We start from the raw sequence: 15,905 nt of genomic DNA, 5'->3' as shown, positions 1-15,905 counted from the left end.
GGTCGATCACAGGTCGGCGACCCGGATGAGCACCTTGCCGACGGTCGCGGCCTCGACCGCGTCGTGGGCGGCTGCGGTCTCCGTGAGCGGGAACCACGTCAGCGGCAGGCCCGCCTCCTCGCCGACGGGCAGGGCGCCGTCCTCGAGGGCGCGCGTGATGTCGGCGACGGCGGCATCGAGCGCGGGTTCGCCGACCGTGTAGAGCAGGACGCCCTGGACCCGGATGTTTTTCGCGAAGGTGGGCCGGATCGGCATGCTGAACGTGTCGCCGTTGTCGTCGGCGTAGAACGCGATGACGGCGTGCCCGGCGGCGATCTCGGCGTCGAGAGCGGCGTTGGTCGCCAGCGACACCTCGACGATCTGGTCGACGCCCTCGGGGGCGATGTCCCGCACCCGCGCCGCCACGTCCTCCCGCGTGTAGTCGATGACGTGGTGCGCGCCGGCCGCGCGCGCGAGCTGCGCCTTCGCATCGGAGCTCACCGTGGTGAGGACGGTCGCACCCGCCCAGCGGGCGAGCTGGATCGCGGCGTGGGCGACGGCGCCGGCGCCGCCCTGCACGAGAACGGTGCGTCCGGCGAGCGCGCCGGGCGACAGCCGAGCGGGTCCGTCCTCGTGCACCGTCAGTGCGCGGTGCGCGGTCACGGCCGGCACGCCGAGACTGGCCGCGGTGGCGAAGTCGACGCCCTCCGGAAGGCGGACGGCGCGGGATGCCGGGACGACCGTGTACTCCTGCGCGGTGCCCGTGGGGCGCTGGTGCTGCGCGAGGTGCACCCACACGCGGTCGCCGACCGCGAGGTCGTCGACTCCCTCGCCGAGGGCGTCGACGACGCCGGCACCGTCCTGATTCGGGACGGTCTCGGCGAAGGTCGCTCGCTGGGTGCCTCCGGAGCGGGACTTCCAGTCGGTCGGGTTCACCCCCGAGACAGCGACGCGGACCCGCACCTCACCGGGCCCGGGGTCGGCAACCTCGCGGTCGACGAGGGACAGGACGTCGGATGCGCCCGGGGAGCTGTAGACGATCGCCTTCATACCGGGCGCAACCCCTCGTGACCCCCGCGCATTCCGACACCGGCCGTTTGCCAGGCGCCGTGTGCGAGGCTCGAGGGGCGGCACGAGTTTCGTGTCGCCTGCAGGAAGGGGGCCTCGTGCCCACCTGGCTCGAACACCTCTGTCACGCTCTCATCGGCCGGACGCGATCGCACGACGATCTCCCGGATCTCCGCGTGCTCCCCACGTCCCGCGTGGACCTCGCCCGCACCCACTACCTCGTCGACGACCCCGAGCGGCGCACCCGCGACGACCGCCTGTACATCCTCCGCATCGGGCAGCGCGGCCGTCGCGGCGTCGACGTCGCCGTCCACTCGAACGGGCGCGTCGTCGGCTTCCTCCCCGACGCCTCCGCGGCGAAGCTCGCCGAGCCGCTCCTGCGCCTCGGCGGTGCCGCGATCGTGAACGGCGCCGGCCCCCGTCCGGGGACGACGAGGCTGCGGGTCGACCTCCCGACGCCGGAAGCGATGCGCTCCTTCGCTCCGGTGGGCGGACCCACGGCGTACTGATCACCGTTCGCTGAGGTCCTCTGACAGGCTTTCCCTGTGATCGAGACTCTTCTCGGCCTGGTGGTCGCGCTCCTGGTCGTCGCGTCGACGACGGTGATCGGCCGGTGGGCGGGTATCGCCGCGCCGATCCTGATGGTCGCCGTGGGCGTCGGCGGCAGCTTCCTCCCGATGTTCGACGACTTCGTCCTCGACCCGGAGTGGATCCTGCTCGGCATCCTGCCCCCGCTGCTGTACTCGGCAGCGGTCTCGATGCCGGCGATGCACTTCCGGCGCGAGTTCGGCGCCATCGCCGGGCTGTCGGTCTTCCTCGTCATCGGCACCGCCCTCGCCCTGGGCCTCTTCTTCATGATCGCGATCCCCGATCTCGGTTTCGCGTGGGGAGTCGCCCTCGGCGCCATTGTGAGCCCCACCGACGCCGTCGCGACCTCGATCATCAAACGCACGCCCGTGTCCAAGCGGGTCGTCGCGATCCTCGAGGGAGAGAGCCTGCTCAACGACGCGACGGCGCTCGTGCTGCTGCGCACCGCGGTCGCCGCGGCCGCGGCATCCTTCTCCTTCTGGGGTGCCGTCGGCACGTTCGCCTACGCCGTCGTCGTCGCGGTCCTGATCGGCGCGGTGCTCGGCTGGCTCAACCTGACGGTGCGCAAGCGCGCGACCGATCCGACCGTCAACACGGTCCTCTCATTCACCGTGCCGTTCCTCGCTGCCGTCCCGGCGGAACTCCTCGGCGCCTCGGGCCTCGTCGCCGCCGTCGTCGCCGGCATCATCACCGGAGTGGGCGGTCCGCGCGTCTTCTCGGCGCGTAATCGGCTGTCCGACGCGCAGAACTGGCGCACAGTCGAGCTGATCCTCGAGGGGTTCGTGTTCCTCTTCATGGGTCTGCAGCTGACCTCGATCCTCACCGACGTCGAGGAGGCGCACGAGGGCATCGCGCCCGCTCTCCTCATCGCGGCCGGCGCGTGGCTCCTGACGGTGATCGTGCGGGCCGCGTACGTGGCACCGTTGCTCGCGCTGCTGTCGATGAGCGCGCGTCGCGTCCGCCGCCTCCAGCCCCGCCTCGAGACGATCGCGCAGCGCCTCGAGACCGAGGAGGGCGAGGCGCAGCTCGTCGATGCGTTCGCCCGCCGCGGCCGGCGCGTCTCGCGGGGAACCGTGCGCCGCTTCGGTCCGCGCGTGACGCGCGGACTCGCCGACATCCGCTACTTCCAGAAGGCGCCGCTCGGATGGCGCGAGGGCACCCTCGTCGTCTGGGCGGGGATGCGGGGCGCCATCACGCTCGCTGCGGCGCAGACGCTCCCCGAGGACACCCCGCTGCGCTCCGTGCTCGTCCTCATCGCCTTCGCCGTCGCCGTCGTCTCCCTCGTCGGGCAGGGCGCCTCGGTCGCGCCGCTCGTCGACGCGCTCACCCCCGCTGGTTCGGCCGACGAGTCGCGCGAGCGCGAGAAGGAGGAGCGGCGGCACATCCTCGAGCTCCTCCGCGAGCGCGCGGCCGACGTCCCCGCTCCGGACCGCTCGGCCGACCTCGACCGTTCCCGGGCGTTCCAGGTCGAGAGCGACTACCGCCTCGCCGTGATCGACGTCCAGCGCCGCGCGCTGCTCGACGCCCGCGACACCGGCACCTTCGATGCCGACGTGCTCGCGCACGAACTCGCGGTGATCGACGCCGCCCAGATCGCGATCGAGTTGCGCACCGGCCGCGAGTGAGGTCCGTCAGCGACCCAGCGCGCGGGCGATGTCCTCGACGTCGCGCTCGTCGTTGAAGACGTGCAGCGCGACGCGCGCGTTGCCGGCGCGGCTCGACGCGACGATCCCCGCGGCGCGCAGCCGGCCGATGTCCGCACCGCTCTCGTCCCGCCAGGTCACGATCGGCGTCGCCCGCGCCGGAGTCGGCAGGTCGAGCCGCTCCCGCAGCGCGGCCGCGAGGCCCGTCACCTCCTCGCTCAGCGCCCGCGGGTCCGCTCCTGCGAAGAGGGCGAGTGCCGGCTCGGCCCCCGTGAACGCCTGCCACGCGGGCGAGACGTCGAACCGTCGAGCGGATGCCGCCAGGGTCGCGTCCGTGCCGTAGCACGACGCCCACGGGTCCGCGCCCGCGTACCAGCCCGCCTGGCGCGGACCGATCGTCGCGGCGAAGTCCTCGCGGAGCGCGAGGAACGCGACGCCGCGGGGCGCGCACAGCCACTTGTAGGCGTGGCAGACCAGCGCATCGAAGGCGCCGGCGGCCACCGGCATCCAGCCGACGGCCTGCGTCGCGTCGCAGTGCGTGCGCGCCCCGTGGCGCCGCGCCGCCGCGACGATCGCGTCGGCGTCGGCGACGGCACCCGTCGCGGACTGCACGATCGAGAACGCCACGAGGGTCGTCGCCGCGTCGACCGCGTCGGCGAGCGCGTCGAGCGGCGCCGTCCGCACGGTGATGCCCCGACCGGCGTGGACGAAGGGGAGGACGAGCGACGAGAACTCGCCCTGGGGGCACAGGACGACGGCGCCGTCGGGCAGGGAGGCCGCGAGGAGGCTCACCATCGCCGAGGTCTGCGCGCCGAGCGCGACGGCGGCCGGGTCCACCCCGACCAGTCGCGCGAACGATGCGCGGCACCGCTCGGCGCTCGCGGCGTACCGGATCGGGTCGGGCCACGCGTCGAGGTCGGCGCGCACCGCGTCGCGGCTGGCGAGGGGCGGGATGCCGGCGGTGCAGGCCGCGACGTATCCTCGCGCGTCGGGGAACGCGTCGCGGACGTCGGCGGGGGAGAGGGCCATGACTCCATCGTCGCGATCCGCGATCGAGTGCACCATGGCAGGTATTGCATCGAGTGCATGACATGGCGTTATATGTCTGGATGCCGCAACCCGTTCCCGACCTCTCCGTCGCCGAGCTCCGCATCGTCAAGGCGGTGGGCGACACGGGATCCGTGACCGCCGCCGCGACGGCGCTCGGGTACAGCCAGCCCGCCGTGAGTCAGCAGATCCGCCGCCTCGAGACGCGGCTGGGGATGGCGGTCGTGGAGCGGGTGGGACGGCGGATGCGGCTCACCGAGGCCGGGCGCATCCTCGCCCGCCACGCCACGTCGATCACGACGGCGCTCGGCGCGGTGGCCGGGGAGCTCGCCGACCTCGGCGGCGGCCGGATCGGCACGGTGCGGCTCGTCGGGTTCCCCTCCGCTTCGCCGACGATCCTCCCGCGCCTCATGCGCCGGCTCGCCGCATCCGACCCGGGTCTCTCGCTGACGTACGTCGAGGCGGAACCGCCCGAGGCGGTCGCCGCCGTCCGCGCCGACCGGGCCGACATCGCGTTGACCTTCAGCCACCCGGGCGACGGCACCGACGCGCACGGCGACAGCATCCGGGGGCTCGACGCCCGCCGCATCGGCGCCGAGGACCTCCTCCTCGTGCTGCCCGACGGGCACGCCCGCAGCACCGAGGACGTCGTCGACCTCAGGGCGCTCGCCGACGACGATTGGATCGCGGGATGCCCGCGGTGCCGCAGCCACCTGCTGGACTCCTGCGAACGCGCGGGATTCGCGCCCCGCATCCGTTTCGAGACCGACAACGTCGCCGCCGTCGAGCAGCTGGTCGCGCAGGGTGTGGGCGTCGCGACGCTGCCGCGGCTCGCGGTGGCGTCCTTCCCCCTCGTCGCCGGCGTGATCACCCGCCCGCTGGCGTCGAGGGACCGGCGCGAGCTCCACGCCGTCTCGGCGCGCGGGGCGGCGGGCGTCCCGGCCGTCGCGACCGTGCTGTCGCACCTCGCCGCCGCGGTCGGCGACATGACGGCACCCGGTCCGGAGGTCCCCGCGGCGAAGTAGGGTGAGCCCCATGCAGCAGCGACCTCTCGCCTCCACCGGCAGTTCCGTCTCCGCCATCGGCCTCGGCACGTGGCAGCTCGGTGCCGACTGGGGGGACGTCTCCGAAGCCGATGCGCTCGACGTCCTCGCCGTCTCCGTCGAGGCCGGCGTCACCCTGTTCGACACCGCCGACGTCTACGGCGACGGTCGCAGCGAGACCCTCATCGGCCGCTTCCTGGCGTCGCACCCGGGCCACGGCGTGACCGTGGCGACCAAGATGGGGCGGCGCCTCGCGCAGGAACCCGAGAACTACACCCCCGAGAACTTCCGCGCGTGGACCGACCGGTCACGGCGCAACCTCGGCGTCGACACGCTCGATCTCGTGCAGCTGCACTGCCCGCCGTCGGCGGTGATAGACGCCGACGAGACGTACGACGCCCTCGACGCCCTCGTCGACAGCGGTGCGATCGCCGCGTACGGCGTCTCGGTCGAGACCTGCGCACAGGCCCTCTCCGCGATCTCGCGGCCCGGGGTGACCAACGTGCAGATCATCTTCAACCCGTTCCGGCTGAAGCCGCTCGACGAAGTGCTGCCGGCCGCCGAGGCCGCCGGCGTCGCGATCTTCGCCCGGGTGCCGCTCGCCTCCGGCCTCCTCAGCGGGCGCTACACCGCATCGACCTCGTTCGCGGCGAACGACCACCGCACCTTCAACCGGCACGGCGAGGCGTTCGACCGCGGTGAGACGTTCTCGGGCGTCGACTTCGAGACGGGTCTCGTCGCGGTGGACGAGCTCAGCGCGGCGCTGCCCGACGGCGTGTCGCTGCCGGCGGCATCCCTCGCCTGGATCGCGTCCCGTCCAGGCGTCACCTCCGTCATCCCGGGCGCGCGCACGACGGCGCAGGCGAGAAGCAACGCCGACGCCGGCGCGATCGACCCCGCCGTCCTCGACACGTTCGCGGCCGCCGTCGTCGACGTGTACGACCGCCGGCTTCGCGCGGACATCCACCCGCAGTGGTGATCGGGGTGGGGATGCCGCGCGCCGCCGTGCGCGCGACATCGCTACCGTGAGGGCATGATCGTCGAGGCCTCCGGGGTGCTGTTCCGCTGGGAGTCGCGGAGGGACGACTGGTACTTCGTCCCCCTCCCGGCGGAGGTGAGTGCGGACATCCGCGAGGTACCGCGACCCGGGCGGGGATTCGGATCCGTCCCGGTGGGCGCGACGGTCGGGTCGTCGTCCTGGCGCACCTCGATCTTCCCCGACGCGGCGCGCGGGGTGTACGTCCTGCCGCTCAAGCGCTCGGTCCGCGAGCGCGAGGGGATCTCCGAGGGGGACACGGTCTCCGTCCGTCTCGACGTCCAGGACGGCTGAGCCGTGTCCGTGCCCTGGGCCGCACTCACGGATCCCGTCGCGATCGCCGCGGTCGTCCTCGCCTACGTCTGGCTGGCCGTCGCCTCGGTCGTCCTCGCGGTCATCGACGTCCGCACGCACCGGTTGCCCAACGCGTGGGTGCTCCCCGGCTACCCCGTGCTCGGCGGGCTGCTGCTCGTCGCGTGCCTCGCGGGAGCCCCGTGGTCGTCCCTCCTGCGCGCCGCCGTCGGAGGCGCCGCGCTGTTCGTCTTCTACCTCCTGCTGCGCGCGGCAGGAGGCGGGATGGGCGGGGGAGACGTGAAACTCGCCGGCGTCCTCGGTATGGCGCTCGGGTGGGTGGGGTGGTCCGCGCTCGCCGTCGGCGCTGTGGCCGGGTTCGTCTTCGGCGGCGTGTACGGCGCGCTGCTGCTCGCGACCCGACGCGCCTCCCGGCGCACCGCGGTCGCCTTCGGACCGTGGATGCTGCTGGGCGCCTGGACCGGGATCCTCCTCGGCGGCGACGTGGCGGACCGTCTCAGCCTGTGACGTCGCGGGCGGTGCGTGCCAGATCCGCCTCGACGACGCAAGGGGAGCGGGGTCGGCTCGCCCGCCTCGCTACCGTGAGGACATGGCCCATCGCACGAAGACCCCGCTCGTCCCGCGCCTGATCGCCCGCGCGCTGTCATGGCGGCTCGTGCGGGCCTACCTCCGCTACAGCGAGCGGCGCGGCCCCCTCCTGGCCGACAGCGTGACCTATCGCACGCTCTTCAGCGTGTTCGCCGGCGTTCTGCTCGGCTTCTCCGTCGCCGCGCTCTGGCTGTCGGGCAACCCGCAGGCCTGGCAGAGTCTCATCGACGCGGTCGACGGCGTGATCCCCGGTCTCGTGGGCGAGGGCGGCGTCATCGACACGAAGGACCTCGGTCAACCGATCGCGTTCTCGCTCACCGGCGTGTTCTCCCTCGTGGGTCTCGTCCTCGCGGCGATCGGTGCGATCGGGTCGCTGCGCACCTCGCTGCGGGTGATCGCCGACAAGGTCCACGACGACACCCTGTTCATCATCGTCCTCGGTCGCAACCTCGTCCTGGCCGTCGTCATCGGGGTCGGGCTCGCCGCCGCGGCGGTCGCGACCGTCCTCGGGACGGCGGGCGTCGGTCTGGTTGCCGACGTCGTCGGGGTCTCCGCCGACAGCCCGGTGACGGTCGGCCTGAGTGCCGCGGTCGGCATCCTCGTCACCTTCGTCCTCGACACGGCGGTCGTCGCGCTCCTGTTCCGCACGCTCTCGGGCGTCCGCGCCCCGGCGCGGGCGCTGTGGACCGGGGCTCTGCTGGGCGGCTTCGGCCTGACCGTGCTGCAGCAACTGTCGAGCCTGTTCGTCGGGGGCGCCGGCTCCAACCCGCTGCTCGCCACCTTCGCCTCGCTCATCGCGCTGCTGCTGTGGATCAACCTGTCGTGCCAGGTCATCCTCATCGCCTCGGCGTACATCGTGGCGGCCACGCTCGAGAGCGGGGACCGCGTCCGCCGCGTGCACGGCGCCACGACGCTGATCGAGCGCCGCGTGCAGACCGCCGAGGACCAGGTGAAGGCGGCCGCTGACGAGCTGCAGGCGGCCCGGGACGCCCTCGCGGCCGAACGGGCGAAGGACTGACACCCCCGCTCCTTCGTCACCGGTGTGTGAACTCTGGCGCATCCACTCGATGCGCACCGTCCGGGTGTGTACCGTCGTACCGTGAAGAACCCGCGACTTCAGCCGACCCACCCGATCGCCCTCGCGCCCGTGCAGTCGCCCGAGCCCACCGTCGACGGGTTCGTGACGCAGTACCTGCGCAATCTCAACAACGGCCGCGGCGTGGCCCTGTCGACCTCGACGGCCAACGATCGCTACTTCGCGCTCGCCGCCACCGTGCGCGACTACCTCATGGCGCGGTGGCTCGAGGACGTGCGTCGGCAGCGGTCGACCCAGGCCAAGGGCGTCGCCTACCTCTCGGCGGAATACCTGCTCGGTCGGCAGCTCGACAACAACCTCCTGGCGACGGGACTCACCGACATCGCGGCCGAGGCCCTCGTCGCCTGCGGCCTCGACCTGGAGGACGTCCGCGCGCTCGAGGTCGAGCCGGGTCTCGGCAACGGCGGCCTCGGCCGCCTCGCGGCCTGCTTCATCGACTCGCTCGCGACGCTCGGCGTGCCGAGCATCGGTTACGGCATCCGGTACGAGTACGGCATCTTCCGTCAGACCTTCGTCGACGGACAGCAGGTTGAGCAGGCCGACTCGTGGCTCGCGCTCGGCTCGCCGTGGGAGTTCCCCCACCCCGAAGCGGCGCAGACCATCTCGTTCGGCGGCCACACCGAGCAGTACGACGACGAGGGCGTCACGCGCACGCGTTGGGTGCCGTCGTGGAACGTCCTCGCCGTGCCGTACAACTACATGGTCCCGGGCTACCACAACGGCCGCGTCAACACGCTGCGCCTGTGGAGCGCACAGGCCACCCAGGGTTTCGACCTGCGCGTCTTCAACGCCGGCGACTACCAGGAGGCCGTGCGCGCGCAGACCTACGCCGAGAACATCTCGAAGGTGCTCTACCCCGAGGACTCCACCCCGCAGGGCAAGGAGCTGCGCCTGCAGCAGCAGTACTTCTTCGTCGCGGCATCCATCAGCGATTTCGTGAACCTCATCCTGCCGAGCGACTTCGATCTCGCGAAGCTGCCGGACCGGGTCATCTTCCAGCTCAACGACACCCACCCCGTCATCGGTGTCCCCGAGTTGATGCGCGTCCTCGTTGACGAGAAGAAGCTCGAATGGGATGCCGCCTGGCAGATCACCCGGCAGTGCTTCGCCTACACCTGCCACACCCTGCTGCCCGAGGCGCTCGAGGTGTGGCCCGCAGACCTGCTCGGCAGGCTCCTGCCGCGCCACCTCGAGATCATCTACCGGATCAACGACGAGTTCCTCGACGAGGTCCGCGAGCGCTTCGGCGACGACGAGGAACGGATCCGGCGGATGTCGATCATCTCGCCCGACGGTGCGGTGCGGATGGCCTACCTCGCCACTGTCGCCGGCTCCAAGGTCAACGGTGTCGCCGAGCTGCACTCGCAGCTGCTGCGCGAGAAGGTGCTGCCGGACTTCGACGAGTTCTTCCCCGGCAAGTTCACGAACGTCACGAACGGGGTCACGCCGCGCCGGTTCATCCGTCTCGCCAACCCCGGACTGTCGCGCCTCATCACCGACACGATCGGACCGGGCTGGCTCACCGACCTCGACCGGCTGCGCGAGCTCGAGGACTACGCCGACGACACCGCCTTCCACGCCGCGTTCCGCGCGGTGAAGGCGTCCAACAAGCGCGCGCTCGCCCGCACCCTCGCCGACCGCGACGGGTTCGCCGTGGCCGACGACCATCTGCTCGACGTCATGGTGAAGCGCCTGCACGAGTACAAGCGCCAGACGCTCAAGCTCCTCCACATCATCACGGAGTACGACGCCATCGCCTCGGGCCGCGTCACACCCGACCAGGTCACCCCCCGCACCTTCGTGTTCGGCGCCAAGGCCGCTCCCGGCTACGCGATGGCCAAGCGCATCATCCACCTCATCAACGCCGTCGGCAGCGTCGTCAACTCCGACCCGCGGGTCGAGGGGCGCCTCGCGGTCCTGTTCCCGCCCAACTACAACGTCACCCTCGCCGAGCGGGTCGTCCCGGCGGCGGACCTCTCCGAGCAGATCTCGCTCGCCGGCAAGGAGGCCTCCGGCACGGGCAACATGAAGTTCGCCCTCAACGGTGCGCTGACCATCGGCACCGACGACGGCGCGAACGTCGAGATCCGCGAGCTCGTGGGCGACGAGAACTTCTTCCTGTTCGGGATGTCCGAGCCCGAGGTCGCCGACCTGCAGACGCGCGGGTACCACCCCATCGACTTCGTGCGCGCCGACGAGAACCTCTCGCGGGCGCTGGACCTCGTCTCCTCGGGCGCGTTCTCGGGCGGAGACGGATCGGTGTTCGAGCCGGTGGTGTCGAACCTGATCCACCACGACCCGTTCATGGCGCTCGCGGACTACACGGACTACATCGCGGCGCAGAAGCGCGTCGATGCGCTCTACGCCGATCAGGATGCCTGGACCCGCGCCGCGATCCTCAACGTGGCGCGCTGCGGGTTCTTCTCCTCCGACCGGTCGATGCGCGACTACATCGACCGCATCTGGCACACGCCGCCCCTCGTCTGACGGCCGCGGATAGCACCGCGGTGACCGGCTGACAAGTCGCGGCGGAGCCGTCGGGGCGCCGGGTTAGAGTCGGTGTCGGAGGTACATCATGGCAATCGCACGACTTCACGGCGGCCCGCTCGACGGCCAGGTCATCCCGCTCGAGGAGGACACGGATCGGCTGATCCTGCCCTACAGCGAAACGCAGATCACCTACGAGCGCGCGGGTGCCGACGAGAACACCGGGGAGGGAGACGGACCCACGTCCGCCGACTTCCGCTTCGTCGCCGCGCAGGACGACATCGATCCGTCCGCCGACGAGCGCGACGACCGTTCGACCCTTGACGACTGAGCCGGAGCACTCGCTCGAGATCGAGCGCACGTACGACGTCGACGCCGGGACGCCGCTGCCCGATTGGGCTCGGCTTCCCGGCGTCGCCGGTGTCGGCGCACCCGAACCGCGAGAGCTCGACGCGCACTACCTCGACACGGCCGACGGCGCGCTGGGACGGGCGCGCGTCGCGCTCCGGCGCCGCAGCGGCGGACCCGACGAGGGCTGGCACATCAAGCGCGTGACGCCGGAAGGCAAGGCGGAGTCGCGCTGGCCGCTGGATGCCGCGGGCTCCGATGCCATCGTGGTGCCCGCGGCGATCGAGGATGTCCTCGCCCCTGTCGCATCGCCCCCGTTCGCGCCGCTCGCGCGCATCCGCAACGCCCGCACCGCGTATGCGCTCCTCGATGCGGAGGGGAATCTCCTCGCGGAGTTCGTCGACGACAGGGTCACGGCCACCGACGTCCGCCGGGGTGTCGAGACGTCCTGGCGCGAGTGGGAGCTCGAGCTCGGTCCGGCCGCGCCGACGGATGCCGCGGCCCGCGATGCGCTCTTCGCCGCGGCGGACGAGCTCGTCCGCGCCGTCGGGGGAGAGGTGTCGGGGTCGGGCTCCAAGCTCGAGCGCGCCCTCGGTCTCTGACCCCCAGGCCACAACGCGCTGACGCCGCCCCCGGCTTCGTTCGGGGCGGCGTCAGTCGTGATCGTCAGGTTACTGAAGACCCATTCGTTCCGATAGGTCTTCCCTGCCTGATCAGAGGTTGATCATGTGGCCGGCGAGGCCGTGGAAGGCCTCCTGCAGGCCCTCCGACAGCGTCGGGTGCGTGTGCACGTTCCGCGCGGCCTCGAGGGCGGTGAGGTCCCACTTCTGCGCGAGCGTCAGCTCGGGCAGGAGCTCCGACACGTCGGGGCCGATGAGGTGGCCGCCGAGCAGTTCGAGGTGCTCGGCATCCGCGATCAGCTTCACGAACCCGACCGGCTCGCCCAGGCCGTTGGCCTTGCCGTTGGCCGAGAAGGGGAACTTCGCGACCTTGACGTCGTAGCCGGCGTCGCGCGCCTGCTGCTCCGTGAGGCCGAATGAGGCCACCTGCGGCGAGCAGAACGTCGCACGCGGCATGTTGCGGTAGTCCCCGAGCGTCTGCGTCTCCGCCTTGCCGATCGTCTCGGCGGCGACGACGCCCTGCGCCTCGGCGACGTGCGCGAGCTGCAGCTTGGCGGTCACGTCGCCGATGGCGTAGACGCCGTCGACGTTCGTGCGCATGTAGTCGTCGATCTCGATGGCACCGCGGTCGGTGAGCTTGACACCGGTGTTCTCGAGTCCGAAGCCCTCGACGCGCGGGGCGAACCCGATCGACATGAGGACCTTGTCCGCCTCGATCTGCCCCTTCGCGCCGTCGGAGTTCGCGGAGTACGACACGGTGACCTTGTCGCCCGAGTCGACGACGGACTCGACCTTGGTCGAGGTGAGGATCTCGATGCCGTACTTCTTGTACTGCCGCTGGATCTCCTTCGAGACCTCGACGTCCTCGTTGGGGAGAGCGCGGTCGAGGAACTCGATGATGGTGACCTTGACGCCGTAGTTGCTCATCACGAAGGCGAACTCCATGCCAATCGCGCCGGCACCGACGATGACGATCGAGTTCGGCAGGTCGCGCGTGAGGATCTGCTCCTCGTAGGTGACGACGTTCTCGCTGAGGGTGACACCCGGCAGCAGACGCACGGTCGAGCCGGTCGAGATGATCACGTTGTCGGCCGTGACGGTCTCCTTCGAGCCGTCCTCCTTCGTGACCTCGATGGACTTCGCGTCGATGAACGAGCCGCGACCCTGGTACTCGGTCACCTTGTTCTTCTTCATGAGGAAGTGGATGCCCTTGACGTGGGTCTCGGCGACCTTGCGGCTGCGGTCCCATGCGGTGCCGAAGTCGAAGTTCACGTCACCGCTGATGCCGAAGAGGTCGGCCTTGTGGGTGAAGGTGTGCGCGAGGTCCGCGTTCTTCAGGAGCGCCTTGGAGGGGATGCACCCGACGTTGAGGCAGACACCGCCCCAGTACTTCTCTTCGATGATGGCGGTGGACAGTCCGAGCTGTGCGGAGCGGACGGCCGCGACATAGCCGCCGGGGCCGGCACCGAGGATGACGACGTCGTAGTGAGGCATGCGTCCAGCCTAGTCCGCTGCCGGTGGCCTCACTCCTTCGTCTCGCCCCGTCGACCGCGGACGATCGCGACCGCGATCACGACGCCGACGGCGAGGAAGATGATGCCTCCGCCCACCGCGTAGGGGACCGCGTTGAACCCTTCCGACGACCCTTCCGCCTGCTCGCCGGCCGATTCGCCGCACTCCTCGACCGCCGCGACCTTCCCGTCCTCACCCACCGAGAACGTGAACTGATCCGAGAGAGGATGCCCGTCGCTCGAGACGATCCGCCACTGGACGAGGACCGCCCCCTCGACCGGTCCGTCGACCGCCTGGGTGACGACGTTGTCCGCGACCTCGGGATCCCCGGCGGCCAGCGAACGGCACGATTCGTCGTAGACCGCCACGACCGTCGCACCCGACTCCGTCGAGGGCGTCGCACTGAACGTCAGCGAGATCTCCTCCGGGGTGGTTCCGAGGACGGCGTCGGCGGCCGGATCGGAGCTGAGCAACTCGTCGTGGGCCGCGGCGGGGGAGGCGGGAGCGAGCAGCAGCGCGGCGGCGACCGCTGCGGCGATCGCGCCACCGCGACGGCGCATGCGGGGGTTCGTGGACGTCGACATGGTGGCGACGCTAATCGAACGCATGCCGCCGCTCCCCGGCCCTGTCGTCTGCGCCACGGGCCCGCTACCATGTCGCCTCGGCGTGGACCCGGCCACCGTGAGCGGGAGCGATCGGTTACTGTGGGAGAAGGAGGACATCGTGGACGAGAATCAGCGACCGGGCGGCGACATCCATCGGGGTGCCGAGACGTCGGCGCACCCGCGTCTTGTGGATTCGACGCAGACGTTCGGGCACGACTCGGACCTCTCCTTCGTGCCCTTCGGCACCGAGTTGACGGCCGCCGAGGTCGAGGCGATCAACGCCCTCCCGGCGCGTGCCGCGCTCCTCATCGTCCGGTCTGGGCCGACGGCGGGCGCGCGGTACCTGCTCGACACCGACGTGACGACCGTGGGCCGCCACCCCGAGGCCGACATCTTCTTCGACGATGTGACCGTCTCCCGGCGTCACGCGGAAATCACCCGCACGGGCGCCACGTTCGAGTTGATCGACCAGCGCTCGCTCAACGGCACCTACGTCAACGGCGAGCGTGTCGACCGCGCGACCCTCACCGACGGGGCCGAGGTGCGCGTCGGCAAGTTCCGCCTCAACTTCTTCGTCGCTCCGGCAGAGCGGGCGATCGGCGCGTGAGCCCGGCCGCCGCCACCCGGGGACGAGCTGCGTCCTCGGGGTCCTTGAGCATCGGCCAGGTCCTCGCCCGTTTGAGCCCGGAGTTCCCCGCCCTCACCGCGAGCAAGCTCCGCTTCCTCGAGGTGCAGGGGATCGTCACGCCCGTCCGCACCGAGTCCGGGTACCGCAAGTTCTCCGCCGCCGACGTGGAGCGGCTGCGCACGGCCCTCAGCATGCAGCGTGATTTCGGCATCCCGTTGGCGCGGATCCGCGAGTACCTCGAGGAACACGGCGACGACGTGGCGCCCGTCCCGCCGGCATCCATCGTCCAGACCTCGCGTCGCTACCGTCGTGACGAGCTCCTCAGCACCGCCGGCGCCTCGGCGACGCTGCTGAACGAAGCGGTGTCCGCCGGTCTCATCGCGCCCTCCGACTCGTTCGACGAGCGTGCGCTCGGCGTGCTCCGTTCCCTCGTCGCGCTCGACGCGCACGGGATCCAGCCCCGCCACATCCGCACCATCCGGCAGAGCGCCGAGCGCGAGGTGTCGCTCATCGAGAGCGCCATCGCCCCGCTGCTGCGCCGCGCGGATGCCGGTTCCCGAGCGAAGGCCAACGAGATCGCGCCCGAACTGGCCCGTCGACTCGAAGAGATCCGACAGGTGTTCGTCGCCGCAGCGCTCGATCGTCTGACCCCGTGACCGTCCGCGACACGCCGGACGCGGCGAGTCGGATGTCGTTGCCGGAGGCACCTCGGTCCTCTAGCGTGGAATCACCGATCACCCGCAGGAGGCCCCGATGACCGCGCACGATGCGCTGGGCGAGCAGAAGTTCTCGACCGAACTCCTGTTCACCGACGGCCTCCCCGAGATGGACGACGAAGTCGGTTACCGCGGAGCCCAGGCGGCACGGGCTGCCGGCATCACCTACCGGCAGCTCGACTACTGGGCCCGTACCGAGCTCGTCGAGCCCACGGTCCGCGGCGCGAGCGGTTCGGGGTCGCAGCGGCTCTACGGGTTCCGCGACATCCTCGTTCTGAAGCTCGTGAAGCGGCTCCTCGACACGGGGATCTCGCTCCAGCAGATCCGCATCGCCGTCGATCAGCTGCGCGCGGCGGGTATCCGCGATCTTGCGGGGACGACTCTCATGAGCGACGGTGCGTCGGTGTACCTCTGCACCTCCAACGACGAGGTCATCGACCTCGTCAGCCGCGGGCAGGGCGTCTTCGGCATCGCCGTCGGCAAGGTCCTCCGCGAGGTCGAGACCACCCTGGTCGACTTCGAGGCCCAGCAGCCGGAACAGGTCGACGAGCTGGCTGCTCGTCGGGCCGCGCGCTCCGCCTGACGCACG

Annotated in this window: 17 protein-coding genes; 13 read left to right on the top strand and 4 right to left on the bottom strand. The window is 71.2% G+C overall.

Features of this window, described 5'->3' with window-relative positions:
- Positions 1-6 precede the first annotated feature (6 nt).
- Positions 7-1,029 (bottom strand): NADPH:quinone reductase, encoded by a 1,023-nt coding sequence (locus AB0P29_RS11170; RefSeq protein WP_359919186.1) that lies wholly within the window; start codon positions 1,027-1,029, stop codon positions 7-9.
- Between the two features lie 194 nt (positions 1,030-1,223).
- Between AB0P29_RS11170 and AB0P29_RS11165 the strand changes: the two genes are divergently transcribed.
- Together AB0P29_RS11165 and AB0P29_RS11160 are read left to right on the top strand one after the other, a co-directional pair.
- The gene (locus tag AB0P29_RS11165) at positions 1,224-1,556 is read left to right on the top strand and encodes a hypothetical protein (protein WP_311861760.1); all 333 of its coding nucleotides are present in this window, start codon (positions 1,224-1,226) and stop codon (positions 1,554-1,556) included.
- 36 nt (positions 1,557-1,592) lie between these two features.
- Entirely contained in the window at positions 1,593-3,260 is a 1,668-nt protein-coding gene (locus tag AB0P29_RS11160) for a sodium:proton antiporter (RefSeq protein WP_363379802.1), read from the top strand.
- Positions 3,261-3,266: 6 nt separating this feature from the next.
- Here AB0P29_RS11160 and AB0P29_RS11155 read toward each other — a convergent pair whose 3' ends face one another.
- The gene (locus AB0P29_RS11155) at positions 3,267-4,307 is read right to left on the bottom strand and encodes an aminotransferase class V-fold PLP-dependent enzyme (protein WP_363379800.1); all 1,041 of its coding nucleotides are present in this window, start codon (positions 4,305-4,307) and stop codon (positions 3,267-3,269) included.
- Between the two features lie 62 nt (positions 4,308-4,369).
- Between AB0P29_RS11155 and AB0P29_RS11150 the strand changes: the two genes are divergently transcribed.
- From AB0P29_RS11150 to AB0P29_RS11115, 8 genes are all read left to right on the top strand, one after another.
- Entirely contained in the window at positions 4,370-5,350 is a 981-nt protein-coding gene (locus AB0P29_RS11150) for a LysR family transcriptional regulator (RefSeq protein WP_363379798.1), read from the top strand.
- Positions 5,351-5,360: 10 nt separating this feature from the next.
- Positions 5,361-6,347, top strand: coding sequence for an aldo/keto reductase (locus tag AB0P29_RS11145; RefSeq protein ID WP_363379797.1), 987 nt, complete (start codon positions 5,361-5,363; stop codon positions 6,345-6,347).
- A 54-nt stretch (positions 6,348-6,401) separates the two neighbouring features.
- Positions 6,402-6,698 (top strand): DUF1905 domain-containing protein, encoded by a 297-nt coding sequence (locus AB0P29_RS11140; RefSeq protein ID WP_064002369.1) that lies wholly within the window; start codon positions 6,402-6,404, stop codon positions 6,696-6,698.
- Positions 6,699-6,701: 3 nt separating this feature from the next.
- Positions 6,702-7,223, top strand: a complete 522-nt coding sequence (locus tag AB0P29_RS11135) for an A24 family peptidase (RefSeq protein ID WP_363379795.1) — start codon at positions 6,702-6,704, stop codon at positions 7,221-7,223.
- An 82-nt stretch (positions 7,224-7,305) separates the two neighbouring features.
- Entirely contained in the window at positions 7,306-8,322 is a 1,017-nt protein-coding gene (locus AB0P29_RS11130; protein WP_363379793.1) for a YihY/virulence factor BrkB family protein, read from the top strand.
- Positions 8,323-8,403: 81 nt separating this feature from the next.
- Positions 8,404-10,887, top strand: coding sequence for a glycogen/starch/alpha-glucan phosphorylase (locus tag AB0P29_RS11125; protein ID WP_363379791.1), 2,484 nt, complete (start codon positions 8,404-8,406; stop codon positions 10,885-10,887).
- Positions 10,888-10,975: 88 nt separating this feature from the next.
- Entirely contained in the window at positions 10,976-11,218 is a 243-nt protein-coding gene (locus AB0P29_RS11120; RefSeq protein WP_253034339.1) for a response regulator, read from the top strand.
- Complete coding sequence (locus AB0P29_RS11115) at positions 11,208-11,837, top strand: CYTH domain-containing protein (protein ID WP_253034338.1); 630 nt, start codon at positions 11,208-11,210, stop codon at positions 11,835-11,837. Before AB0P29_RS11120 ends, AB0P29_RS11115 begins: the two co-directional genes overlap by 11 nt.
- A gap of 111 nt (positions 11,838-11,948) precedes the next feature.
- Here AB0P29_RS11115 and lpdA read toward each other — a convergent pair whose 3' ends face one another.
- Together lpdA and AB0P29_RS11105 are read right to left on the bottom strand one after the other, a co-directional pair.
- Positions 11,949-13,349, bottom strand: coding sequence for a dihydrolipoyl dehydrogenase (gene lpdA / locus AB0P29_RS11110; RefSeq protein ID WP_253034337.1), 1,401 nt, complete (start codon positions 13,347-13,349; stop codon positions 11,949-11,951).
- A 29-nt stretch (positions 13,350-13,378) separates the two neighbouring features.
- A complete protein-coding gene (locus AB0P29_RS11105; protein WP_363379789.1) occupies positions 13,379-13,951 on the bottom strand; it encodes a copper resistance CopC family protein in 573 nt (190 codons plus the stop codon).
- Positions 13,952-14,090: 139 nt separating this feature from the next.
- Here AB0P29_RS11105 and AB0P29_RS11100 point away from each other — a divergent pair, with 139 nt between their 5' ends.
- The 3 genes from AB0P29_RS11100 to AB0P29_RS11090 all read left to right on the top strand — a co-directional run bounded on the left by AB0P29_RS11100 (position 14,091) and on the right by AB0P29_RS11090 (position 15,899).
- Entirely contained in the window at positions 14,091-14,579 is a 489-nt protein-coding gene (locus AB0P29_RS11100) for an FHA domain-containing protein (protein ID WP_253034336.1), read from the top strand.
- Positions 14,580-14,623: 44 nt separating this feature from the next.
- A complete protein-coding gene (locus AB0P29_RS11095) occupies positions 14,624-15,256 on the top strand; it encodes a MerR family transcriptional regulator (RefSeq protein WP_064002361.1) in 633 nt (210 codons plus the stop codon).
- A gap of 97 nt (positions 15,257-15,353) precedes the next feature.
- Entirely contained in the window at positions 15,354-15,899 is a 546-nt protein-coding gene (locus AB0P29_RS11090; RefSeq protein ID WP_064002360.1) for a MerR family transcriptional regulator, read from the top strand.
- The last annotated feature ends 6 nt before the right edge of the window (positions 15,900-15,905 follow it).

It is taken from the genome of Microbacterium sp. NPDC080220, from assembly GCF_040686395.1.
GTDB classification, from domain to species: domain Bacteria; phylum Actinomycetota; class Actinomycetes; order Actinomycetales; family Microbacteriaceae; genus Microbacterium; species Microbacterium gawkjiense.
The sequence above is the reverse complement of the archived record's forward strand: the minus strand, read 5'-3'. Positions and strand labels throughout refer to the sequence as shown.

What these genes read in the sequence shown, in the direction of transcription:
- AB0P29_RS11170 (WP_359919186.1), bottom strand. Translation starts at nt 1,029, where the DNA reads ATGAAGGCGATCGTCTACAGCTCCCCGGGCGCATCCGACGTCCTGTCC.
- AB0P29_RS11155 (WP_363379800.1), bottom strand. Translation starts at nt 4,307, where the DNA reads ATGGCCCTCTCCCCCGCCGACGTCCGCGACGCGTTCCCCGACGCGCGA.
- AB0P29_RS11150 (WP_363379798.1), top strand. Translation starts at nt 4,370, where the DNA reads ATGGCGTTATATGTCTGGATGCCGCAACCCGTTCCCGACCTCTCCGTC.
- AB0P29_RS11145 (WP_363379797.1), top strand. Translation starts at nt 5,361, where the DNA reads ATGCAGCAGCGACCTCTCGCCTCCACCGGCAGTTCCGTCTCCGCCATC.
- AB0P29_RS11140 (WP_064002369.1), top strand. Translation starts at nt 6,402, where the DNA reads ATGATCGTCGAGGCCTCCGGGGTGCTGTTCCGCTGGGAGTCGCGGAGG.
- AB0P29_RS11130 (WP_363379793.1), top strand. Translation starts at nt 7,306, where the DNA reads ATGGCCCATCGCACGAAGACCCCGCTCGTCCCGCGCCTGATCGCCCGC.
- AB0P29_RS11120 (WP_253034339.1), top strand. Translation starts at nt 10,976, where the DNA reads ATGGCAATCGCACGACTTCACGGCGGCCCGCTCGACGGCCAGGTCATC.
- lpdA (WP_253034337.1), bottom strand. Translation starts at nt 13,349, where the DNA reads ATGCCTCACTACGACGTCGTCATCCTCGGTGCCGGCCCCGGCGGCTAT.
- AB0P29_RS11105 (WP_363379789.1), bottom strand. Translation starts at nt 13,951, where the DNA reads ATGTCGACGTCCACGAACCCCCGCATGCGCCGTCGCGGTGGCGCGATC.
- AB0P29_RS11090 (WP_064002360.1), top strand. Translation starts at nt 15,354, where the DNA reads ATGACCGCGCACGATGCGCTGGGCGAGCAGAAGTTCTCGACCGAACTC.